The organism is Pseudomonas sp. ES1, assembly GCF_050586605.1.
Taxonomy (GTDB): domain Bacteria; phylum Pseudomonadota; class Gammaproteobacteria; order Pseudomonadales; family Pseudomonadaceae; genus Aquipseudomonas; species Aquipseudomonas sichuanensis.
Genome location: NZ_JBOBDM010000057.1, coordinates 30712 through 40097 on the forward strand (window position 1 = coordinate 30712; position 9386 = coordinate 40097).

Genomic DNA, 9386 nt, shown 5'->3' on the forward strand with positions numbered 1-9386 from the left:
GCTAGGCTTTTCGCCAAAGCCCTCAGCAAAGGCATTTGCACATGCGCATTCTCGTCACCGGCGGTGCCGGCTTCATTGGCTCGGCGCTGATCCGCCACCTGATCGGCAACACCGAGCATGAGGTACTCAACCTCGACAAGCTGACCTACGCGGGCAATCTGGAATCGCTGCAGCCCATCGCCAGCAACAGCCGCTACGAGTTCGTCCAGGCCGACATCGCCGACCAGGCAACGGTCGCCGAGGTGCTGGAACGCTTCGGGCCCCAGGCAATCATGCACCTGGCGGCCGAGTCCCACGTGGACCGCTCCATCGATGGCCCGGCGGCCTTCATCCAGACCAATATCGTCGGCACCTATGCCCTGCTCGAAGCCACCCGCGCCTGGTGGTCCCGGCTGCCGGCGGCGCAGCGCGAAGCCTTCCGCTTCCACCATATTTCCACCGATGAGGTGTATGGCGACCTGCATGGCGTCGACGACCTGTTCACCGAAACCACGCCCTATGCGCCCAGCTCGCCCTATTCGGCCAGCAAGGCGGCGTCCGACCACCTGGTCCGCGCCTGGCAGCGCACCTATGGGCTGCCGGTACTGCTGACCAATTGCTCGAACAACTACGGGCCCTACCATTTCCCGGAAAAACTGATCCCGCTGATGATCCTCAACGCCCTGGCCGGCAAACCGCTGCCGGTGTATGGCAACGGCCAGCAGGTGCGCGACTGGCTGTACGTCGAGGACCACGCCCGGGCGCTGCTCAAGGTGGTGACCGAGGGCCAGGTCGGCGAGACCTACAACATCGGCGGGCATAACGAGCAGAAGAACATCGACGTGGTGCTCGAGCTGTGCAAGCTGCTTGAAGAGCTGGCCCCCGAACAACGCCCGGTCGGCATAGCGCATTACCAGGACCTGATCACCTACGTGCAGGACCGCCCCGGCCACGACCTGCGCTATGCCATCGACGCCAGCAAGATCGAACGCGAGCTGGGCTGGATCCCCGAAGAAACCTTCGCAAGCGGTCTGCGCAAGACCGTGCAGTGGTACCTGAACAACCTCGAATGGTGCCGCCGCGTACAGGACGGCAGCTATCAAGGTGAGCGCCTGGGCAACTCCAACATCAAGGACTTGATCGCATGACCAAAGGTATCGTTCTGGCCGGTGGCTCCGGCACCCGTCTGCACCCCATCACCCTCGGGGTCTCCAAGCAGCTGCTGCCGATCTACGACAAACCGATGATCTACTACCCGGTCTCGGTGCTGATGCTTGCCGGGATCCGCGACATCCTGCTGATTTCCACCCCCCAGGACCTGCCGCAGTACAAGAACCTGTTCGGCGACGGCCACCAGTTCGGCCTCAACATCAGCTACGCCGAACAGCCCTCGCCGGACGGGCTGGCCCAGGCCTTCCTGATCGGCGAAGCGTTCATTGGCGACGACTCGGTATGCCTGATCCTGGGCGACAACATCTTCCACGGGCAGAGTTTCACCGAACAGCTGCAACGCGCCGTGAAACATGAGTCGGGGGCCACCGTGTTCGGCTACTGGGTCAAGGACCCCGAGCGCTTCGGCGTGGTCGAGTTCGATGAGCAGGGCAATGCCCTGTCGATCGAAGAAAAACCACTGCAGCCCAAGTCCAGCTATGCCGTGACCGGCCTGTATTTTTACGACAACGATGTGGTGCGCATCGCCAAGGATGTACGCCCTTCGGCGCGCGGTGAGCTGGAAATCACCGACATCACCAACGCCTACCTCAAACGCGGCGACCTGCGCGTGGAGCGTTTCGGCCGCGGCTTTGCCTGGCTCGATACCGGCACCCATGAGAGCCTGCTGGACGCCTCGCAGTACGTGCAGACCATCGAGAACCGCCAAGGGCTGAAAGTGGCCTGCCTGGAAGAGATCGCCTTCAATCAAGGCTGGATCAGCCGCGAAGAGTTGCTGGCCAAGGCCGAAAAACTGAAAAAGACCGGATACGGTCAATACCTGGGAAAACTGGCCAAAGAATCTGCATGAACATCATTGCTACCGGCATACCCGACGTACTTATCATCGAACCCAAGGTGTTCGGTGACGATCGGGGTTTTTTCTTCGAAAGCTTCAACGCCCGGGTGTTCGCCGAACTGACCGGGTTCAAGGGCGGCTTCGTCCAGGACAACCACTCGCGCTCAGCGCACAACGTGCTGCGCGGTCTGCACTACCAAGTGCAGAACACCCAGGGCAAGCTGGTGCGGGTGGTCCACGGCGAAGTGCTGGACGTGGCGGTGGACGTGCGCCGCAGCTCCAAAACCTGTGGCCAGTGGGTGGCGGTGCGCCTGTCCGCCGAAAACCGTCGCCAGTTGTGGATCCCGCCCGGCTTTGCCCATGGCTTCGTGGTGCTGAGCGAGTCGGCCGAGTTCCTGTACAAGACCACCGATTACTACAACCCCGGTGCCGAGCACTGCATCCGCTGGGATGACCCCGACCTGAACATCGACTGGCAGTTGCAGGGTGTAGCGCCGAAGCTTTCCGACAAGGACAAGCTGGGCAAAGGCTTCAGCGAACTGAGCAAGGCAGGGAGCCTGCTGCCATGAAAGTGCTCGTCTGCGGTCGCAATGGCCAGGTAGCCCAGGCACTGCAAGGCGCGCTGGCCGGCCTGGGCGAGGTGCACCTGCTGGGCCGCGAGCAGCTCGACCTTGCCCACCCTGAGCAGTTGCGCGCGCCGCTGCGTGAGCTAAGGCCCGACCTGGTCATCAACGCCGCGGCCTACACCGCAGTGGACCAGGCCGAAAGCGAGCCGCAACTGGCCTTCGCCATCAACGCCGAAGCCCCCCGGGTGCTCGCCGAAGAGGCCGCACGCCTGGGTGCGCCGCTGATCCACTACTCCACCGACTATGTCTTCGATGGCAGCAAGGCGGCGCCCTATGCCGAGGACGATGTACCGAACCCGCTGGGCGTCTATGGCCGCAGCAAGCTGGCCGGCGAACAGGCCATAGCGGCAGTCGGCGGCGAGCACCTGATCCTGCGCACCAGCTGGGTCTACTCGCGGCACGGGCGCAACTTCCTGCTGACCATGCAGCGCTTGCTGCAGGAGCGCCCGCAATTGAAGGTGGTGAATGACCAGATCGGCGCCCCCACCTGGGCCGGCACCCTTGCCGCCAGCACCCGCGCCCTGATCGAGCGCTGGCAACAGGGCCAGGGCGGCGCATGGGGCACCTATCACCTGACCGCGCAGGGCGAAACGTCATGGTTTGGCTTTGCCCAGGCCATTGCTGAACAACTCAAGGCACAGGGCCTGCCTTGCGCCGAGGTGCTGCCGATCACGTCGAGCCAATACCCCACACCCGCGCAAAGGCCGCTCAACTCGCGCCTGGACTGCTCGCGCCTGGCGCGCGAATGGCAAGTCGTGCAGCCACACTGGCATCAAGCACTGATCGACTGCCTCAACTAGCGCATAATTGCGCCAGACTCTTCTGGCGCCCTTTACCGATGATTCCCAAACCCACGCCACCTCGCCGCCCCCGCTGGCGCAGCCTTGCCCTATTGGCGCTGTGCCTGACCCCACTGCTGTGGCCCCTGCATCACCTGGCCGAGCGCTACTACCAGGAAGAACTGGCCTCGCAGAACCGCCAGACCCTCGACCTCTACGTCGCCAACCTGCTCGGCACCCTGCACCGCTACGAGACCCTGCCGCAGATCCTCGGCGAACTGCCTGCCCTGCGCGGCGTGCTGGCCGACCCGTTCAAGCTCGAAGCGGTGACCAACGCCAACCGCCTGCTCAAGCACATCACCCAGCAGACCGGTGCCGAAGTGATGTACCTGATGGATGTCAGCGGCAACACCCTGGCCGCCTCCAACTGGGACAAGCAGGACAGCTTCGTCGGCCGCAACTTCTCGTTCCGGCCGTACTTCATCGAAGCCATGGACGGCCACCTGGGGCGCTTCTTCGGCCAGGGCACGACATCGGCCAAGCGCGGCTACTTCTTCGCCGCCGCCGTGCACGACCGTGAGCGGGTGATCGGCGTGCTGGTGGTCAAGGTCGACCTCGACCACACCGAAACCCTCTGGGGCCGCACCCCCGAGCAGCTGCTGCTGACCGACCAGAACGGCGTGGTGGTGCTCACCTCGCGCCCGGACTGGCGCTTTCGCGCCACCCGTGAACTGACCGAGGCCGAGCGCCAGGCGATCATCGCCATCCAGCCGTACCCGACCCAGGCGCCGCAGCCGTTGAGCCTGAACCACGACGCCTGGCTCACGCAGACCCGCGACATCAAGGAAACCGGCTGGCAGGTCAGCATCCTCGCGCCGCGCACCCTGGTCGACCGCTCGGTGCAGACGGTCATGGCCATCGGCGCCGGTGCGCTGCTGGTGACCATGCTGCTGGCTGGCCTGGTGATGCAGCGTCGCCGCCATTACATCGACCGCATCGACTTCGAAGCCCGCGCCCGCCATGAGCTGGAAAACCGCGTGGTGGAGCGCACCGCCGACCTCGAAGGCCTCAACACCCGGCTCAAAAGCGCCGTGCTGGAGCGCGAGAACGCCCAGCAGGAGCTGGTGCGCGCCCAGGACGAGCTGGTCCAGGCCGGCAAGCTGTCGGTGCTCGGCACCATGTCGGCGAGCATCAGCCACGAACTCAACCAGCCGCTGGCGGCGATCCGCAGCTACGCCGAAAACGCCGAGATCCTGCTCGACCACCAGCGTTCCGAAGACGTGCGCGGCAACCTCAAGCTGATCGGCGAACTGACCGGGCGCATGGCCTCGATCATCGCCCACTTGCGCGCCTTTGCCCGCCGCGACCGTCACGCCCCGGAAAGCGTGGCCCTGCAGCCGGCGCTGGACGACGCCCTGGCACTGCTGGCCAAGCGCCGCCGGGCCATGGCCGTGGAGCTGGTGCGTGACCTGCCGGAAGCCACCCTGTGGGTGCAGGCCGGCGAAACCCGCCTGCGCCAGGTGCTGGGCAACCTGCTGGCCAATGCCCTGGACGCGCTCACCGAAAAGGCCAACCCCCGCAAGCTGTGGCTAAGTGCCGAGCGCCAGGACGATTGCGTCTACCTGTACATTCGCGACAACGGCCCAGGCTTCAGCCGCCAGGCCCTGGAGCACGCCAAGGAGCCGTTCTTCACCACCAAGACCCGCACCCAGGGCCTGGGGCTGGGGCTGGCCATCTGCGAGAGCCTGATGCGCGCCCTGGGCGGTGAACTGCTGCTGGCCAACCACCCGGAAGGCGGCGCCCTGCTGACCCTACAACTGCGCGTGGCCAAGCCCGGCGCCAACCTGCAATCTTCGGAGGACACCTCGGCATGACCACCGAGACACTGATCGACAGCCACGCCCAGGTGATCCTGGTCGATGACGACCCGCACCTGCGCCAGGCGCTGAGCCAGACCCTCGACCTTGCCGGGCTCAAGGTGGTGGCGCTGGCCGATGCCCAGGGCCTGGCCGCGCGCATCGAGGCCGACTGGCCGGGCGTGGTGGTCAGCGACATCCGCATGCCCGGCATCGATGGCCTGCAACTGCTGGAGCAACTGCACGCCCGTGACAGCGAGCTGCCGGTGCTGCTGATCACCGGCCACGGCGATGTGCCGCTGGCGGTGCAGGCGATGCGTGCCGGGGCCTATGACTTCCTTGAAAAACCCTTTGCCACTGACGCCCTGCTCGACAGCGTGCGCCGTGCCCTGGCCCTGCGCCGGCTGGTGCTGGACAACCGCAGCCTGCGCCTGGCCCTGAGCGACCGCCAGCAACTGGCCACGCGCCTGGTCGGCCTGTCGCCGGCCATGCTGCGCCTGCGCGAGCAGATCGGCGCCCTCGCCGGCACCCGCGCCGACGTGCTCATCCTCGGTGAGACCGGCGCCGGCAAGGAGGTGGTGGCGCGTGCCCTGCACGACCTGTCGAGCCGCCGCGACGGCCCGTTCGTGGCGATCAACGCCGGCGCCCTGGCCGAATCGGTGGTCGAGAGCGAGCTGTTCGGCCACGAGCCAGGGGCGTTCACCGGCGCGCAGAAGCGCCGCATCGGCAAGTTCGAATTCGCCAACGGCGGCACGCTGTTCCTCGACGAGATCGAGAGCATGAGCCTGGATGTGCAGGTCAAGCTGCTGCGCCTGTTGCAGGAGCGGGTGGTCGAGCGCCTGGGCGGCAACCAGCTGATCCCGCTGGACATCCGCATCATCGCCGCGACCAAGGAAGACCTGCGCCAAGCCGCCGACCAGGGCCGCTTCCGTGCCGACCTGTATTACCGCCTGAACGTCGCGCCGCTGCGCATCCCGGCACTGCGCGAGCGTGGCGACGACATCCTGGTGCTGTTCCAGCATTTCGCCGATGCCGCCAGCGAGCGCCACGGCCTGGCGCCCCACAGCCTGCAACCCGCCCAGCGCGCCATGCTGCTGCGCCACGAATGGCCGGGTAACGTGCGCGAGCTGCAGAACGCCGCCGAACGCTTCGCCCTGGGCCTTGAACTGGCCCTCGACGGGCAGCCGCCAGCCACTCATAACGACGTTCACCTGCCAGTGCCGAGCGGCAATCTGAGCGAGCAGGTCGAACAGTTCGAACGCTCGCTGATCGCCGCCGAACTGGCCCAGCCACACAACTCCATGCGCAGCCTTGCCGAAGCCCTCGGCATCCCGCGCAAGACCCTGCACGACAAGCTGCGCAAGCATGGCATGAGCTTCGACGGCGCCAGCGGCGGGCACGACGACCATGAGGACAACCGTCAATGAGCACCGACAGCCAGTACCTGCAAGCCGTACTGCACAGCGACATTCCCCTGACCCGCGAGATGGGCATGGCAGTCATCGACTGGCAGGACCACTGCCTGCGCCTGCAGCTGCCGCTGGCCCCCAACGTCAACCACAAGAGCACCATGTTCGGCGGCAGCCTGTATTGCGGCGCGGTGTTGGTGGGTTGGGGCTGGCTGCACCTGCGCTTGCGTGAGCTGGGCATCGATGACGGGCACATCGTCATCCAGGAAGGGCAGATCAGTTATCCACTGCCGGTGACCGGTACCGCCGTGGCGCGTTGCCCGGCGCCGGACGAGAAAGCCTGGGAGCGTTTTGTGACGATGTACCAGCGCCGCGGGCGGGCGCGGTTGACGCTGGAGACGGTGGTGAGCAATGAGGGCAGTGACGAGCCTGCGGTGAGGTTCAGCGGCCAGTACGTGCTGCACCGCTGAAAGCGGGGGGCGCTTCGCGCCCCTTTCGCCGGCAAGCCGGCTCCCACAAAGGCAACAATGACTCCTGTGGGAGCCGGCTTGCCGGCGATGGGCTGCTTAGCAGCCCCGACAGATCAAGCTTTGATCGTACCCGCGAGCTCGACGAACGCCTGCCGCCAATCGGCAGCCTTGGGCAACGCCAGGAAAAACGGGTTGAGTAACGATTCCCGTGGCGGGTAACGAAACGCCTGACCATCCAGCCCGATCACCTCGCCACCGGCCCCCTCCAGCACGCCCTGCGCGGCAGCGGTGTCCCACTGCGAAGTCGGTGCCAGCCGCGGATAGCAGTCGGCAGCGCCTTCGGCGAGCAGGCAGAACTTCAACGAGCTGCCGATATTGGCCAGCTCCAGCTCACCCACGGCGCTGGTCAGGCCAGCCAGCAGCGCTTCCTGCTCGGGGCTCGAATGCCGACGGCTGGCGACCACGGTGAAGCGGCCATCCTGTGGCGGCGCATTGCGCACCTGGATCGCCTGCGCCTCGGCATCGCGCTCGGCACGCCAGGCCCCCAGCTCGCGACCGCCGAAGTAACAACGGCCATTGGTCGGCATCGCCACCACACCAAACACCACCTCGCCCTGCTCGATCAGCGCAATGTTGACGGTGAACTCTTCACTGCCAGCGATGAATTCCTTGGTACCGTCCAGCGGGTCGACCAACCACCAGCGCTGCCAGGCGGCGCGGGTTTGCAGCGGGATATCACAGTCTTCCTCGGACAAGACCGGGATCTGCGGCGCCAGCGCTTGCAGGCCATCGGCAATGATCCGGTGCGCAGCCAGGTCGGCAGCGGTCACCGGCGAGTCGTCGGCCTTGGTGGTGACTGCCACGCCTGCGCGCCAGAACGGCAGGATGGCCTCGCCGGCCAACTGGGCGAGCTTCACCACCTGCTGCATCAGTTGAACATCGTTCATGCGCTCAGCACCCCACGCTGGATCAGCAGGTCACGCGCCAGGTACAACGCCGCCAGGGCCCGGCCTTCGCTGAACTGCGGGTGCATGGCCAGCGCCGACAGCTCGCGCAGGTTGACCTTGTCGACCCGCATCGGCTCCGGCTCATCACCCTCCAGCCGCTCTTCGTACAGGTCGGTGGCCAGCACCACCTGGATCTTCTGGCTCATGTAACCGGGCGACAACGACAGCTCGGTCAGGTGCTCCAGCTGGCGCGCGCCGAAACCGGCCTCTTCCTTGAGCTCGCGGTCAGCGGCGGCCAGCACGTCCTCACCCGGCTCGATCAGGCCTTTGGGCAGGGACAGTTCGTATTCATCGGTGCCGCCGCAATACTCCTCGACCAGCACTGCGTGCTCGGCATCGAGCATGGCCACGATCATCACCGCGCCATAACCATTGCCCCGGCCGACCAGTCGCTCATAGGTGCGTTCGGTGCCGTTGGAAAAGCGCAACTGCACGGCTTCGACGCGGAACAGGCGGCTGCTGGCGACGATATCGCGGCTGAGGACGGTGGGTTTCTGGCGCATGGGGCGGCTCCTTGGCGTGAACGGGTTACTATACCGTGGCTTGCCACCTGATCGAGAGTTTCCCATGCCCGTTCTTCCCTGGTCCGCCATCGATACTGTCCTGCTGGACATGGACGGCACTCTGCTCGACTTGCACTACGACAACCGCTTCTGGCTGCAGCACCTGCCCCAGCGCTACGCCGAGCTGCACGGGGTAAGCCGGGCGATGGCCGAAATGGAGCTGCAGCCGCTGTTCGAACAGCATGCCGGGACGCTGAACTGGTACTGCCTGGACTTCTGGAGCCGCGAGCTGCGCCTGCCGATCCGCGAGCTGAAGCAGGAGATCGCCGACCTGATCGCCTTGAAGCCGGATGCCGACACCTTCCTCGCCGCCATCCGCAAGGCCGGCAAGCGGGTGGTGATGATCACCAATGCGCACCGCGATTCACTGTCGCTGAAACTGGAGCGGGTGGAGCTGGCGCCGTATTTCGAGCGGTTGATCAGCTCGCACGACTACGGCTACCCGAAAGAGAGCCCGCAGTTCTGGGACGCGTTGCAGGCAGACATCGGTTTTGAACCGGCGCGCAGCCTGTTCATCGATGACACCCTGACGATTCTGCGCAGTGCTCGGCGATTTGGGGTAGGGCACCTGCTGGCAGTGCGCCAGCCGGATAGTCGGGCCGAGCCGCGAGATACCCAGGAGTTCGCGGCGGTCGAGGATTACCGGGAGTTACTTGTTGGCCTGTGATGGCCTCTTCGCGGGTAAATCG

At 65.7% G+C, this 9386-nt stretch carries 10 protein-coding genes; 8 read left to right on the top strand and 2 right to left on the bottom strand.

Features of this window, described 5'->3' with window-relative positions; genetic code table 11:
• The first annotated feature begins 41 nt into the window (after positions 1-41).
• From rfbB to ACQ4N9_RS21325, 7 genes are read left to right on the top strand one after another with little or no spacing between them, the layout of a single operon-like run.
• The gene (gene rfbB / locus ACQ4N9_RS21295; RefSeq protein ID WP_390966314.1) at positions 42-1127 is read left to right on the top strand and encodes a dTDP-glucose 4,6-dehydratase; all 1086 of its coding nucleotides are present in this window, start codon (positions 42-44) and stop codon (positions 1125-1127) included.
• The gene (rfbA, locus tag ACQ4N9_RS21300) at positions 1124-1999 is read left to right on the top strand and encodes a glucose-1-phosphate thymidylyltransferase RfbA (protein ID WP_390966316.1); all 876 of its coding nucleotides are present in this window, start codon (positions 1124-1126) and stop codon (positions 1997-1999) included. Before rfbB ends, rfbA begins: the two co-directional genes overlap by 4 nt.
• The gene (gene rfbC / locus ACQ4N9_RS21305) at positions 1996-2556 is read left to right on the top strand and encodes a dTDP-4-dehydrorhamnose 3,5-epimerase (protein WP_390966318.1); all 561 of its coding nucleotides are present in this window, start codon (positions 1996-1998) and stop codon (positions 2554-2556) included. The genes rfbA and rfbC overlap by 4 nt, the downstream gene beginning before the upstream one ends.
• Complete coding sequence (rfbD, locus tag ACQ4N9_RS21310) at positions 2553-3413, top strand: dTDP-4-dehydrorhamnose reductase (protein WP_390966320.1); 861 nt, start codon at positions 2553-2555, stop codon at positions 3411-3413. The genes rfbC and rfbD overlap by 4 nt, the downstream gene beginning before the upstream one ends.
• A 38-nt stretch (positions 3414-3451) precedes the next feature.
• The gene (locus tag ACQ4N9_RS21315) at positions 3452-5266 is read left to right on the top strand and encodes a sensor histidine kinase (protein WP_125462229.1); all 1815 of its coding nucleotides are present in this window, start codon (positions 3452-3454) and stop codon (positions 5264-5266) included.
• Complete coding sequence (locus ACQ4N9_RS21320; RefSeq protein ID WP_390966322.1) at positions 5263-6675, top strand: sigma-54-dependent transcriptional regulator; 1413 nt, start codon at positions 5263-5265, stop codon at positions 6673-6675. Before ACQ4N9_RS21315 ends, ACQ4N9_RS21320 begins: the two co-directional genes overlap by 4 nt.
• A complete protein-coding gene (locus tag ACQ4N9_RS21325) occupies positions 6672-7127 on the top strand; it encodes a YiiD C-terminal domain-containing protein (protein WP_390966324.1) in 456 nt (151 codons plus the stop codon). Before ACQ4N9_RS21320 ends, ACQ4N9_RS21325 begins: the two co-directional genes overlap by 4 nt.
• A 113-nt stretch (positions 7128-7240) precedes the next feature.
• Here the strand turns inward: ACQ4N9_RS21325 and cysQ are convergent, their stop codons facing one another.
• Positions 7241-8074 (bottom strand): 3'(2'),5'-bisphosphate nucleotidase CysQ, encoded by an 834-nt coding sequence (gene cysQ / locus ACQ4N9_RS21330; RefSeq protein ID WP_390966326.1) that lies wholly within the window; start codon positions 8072-8074, stop codon positions 7241-7243.
• Positions 8071-8637, bottom strand: a complete 567-nt coding sequence (gene nudE, locus ACQ4N9_RS21335; protein WP_390966328.1) for an ADP compounds hydrolase NudE — start codon at positions 8635-8637, stop codon at positions 8071-8073. The genes cysQ and nudE overlap by 4 nt, the downstream gene beginning before the upstream one ends.
• A 64-nt stretch (positions 8638-8701) precedes the next feature.
• On the opposite strand from nudE, the gene yrfG reads away from it, so the two are divergent.
• Positions 8702-9364 (top strand): GMP/IMP nucleotidase, encoded by a 663-nt coding sequence (yrfG, locus tag ACQ4N9_RS21340; RefSeq protein ID WP_390966330.1) that lies wholly within the window; start codon positions 8702-8704, stop codon positions 9362-9364.
• Positions 9365-9386 lie beyond the last annotated feature (22 nt).

Bases quoted from the DNA above. Each gene is read 5' to 3' on its own strand.
- ACQ4N9_RS21320 (WP_390966322.1), top strand. From the start codon at position 5,263: ATGACCACCGAGACACTGATCGACAGCCACGCCCAGGTGATCCTGGTC.
- nudE (WP_390966328.1), bottom strand. From the start codon at position 8,637: ATGCGCCAGAAACCCACCGTCCTCAGCCGCGATATCGTCGCCAGCAGC.
- rfbA (WP_390966316.1), top strand. From the start codon at position 1,124: ATGACCAAAGGTATCGTTCTGGCCGGTGGCTCCGGCACCCGTCTGCAC.
- rfbC (WP_390966318.1), top strand. From the start codon at position 1,996: ATGAACATCATTGCTACCGGCATACCCGACGTACTTATCATCGAACCC.
- cysQ (WP_390966326.1), bottom strand. From the start codon at position 8,074: ATGAACGATGTTCAACTGATGCAGCAGGTGGTGAAGCTCGCCCAGTTG.
- ACQ4N9_RS21315 (WP_125462229.1), top strand. From the start codon at position 3,452: ATGATTCCCAAACCCACGCCACCTCGCCGCCCCCGCTGGCGCAGCCTT.
- yrfG (WP_390966330.1), top strand. From the start codon at position 8,702: ATGCCCGTTCTTCCCTGGTCCGCCATCGATACTGTCCTGCTGGACATG.
- ACQ4N9_RS21325 (WP_390966324.1), top strand. From the start codon at position 6,672: ATGAGCACCGACAGCCAGTACCTGCAAGCCGTACTGCACAGCGACATT.
- rfbB (WP_390966314.1), top strand. From the start codon at position 42: ATGCGCATTCTCGTCACCGGCGGTGCCGGCTTCATTGGCTCGGCGCTG.
- rfbD (WP_390966320.1), top strand. From the start codon at position 2,553: ATGAAAGTGCTCGTCTGCGGTCGCAATGGCCAGGTAGCCCAGGCACTG.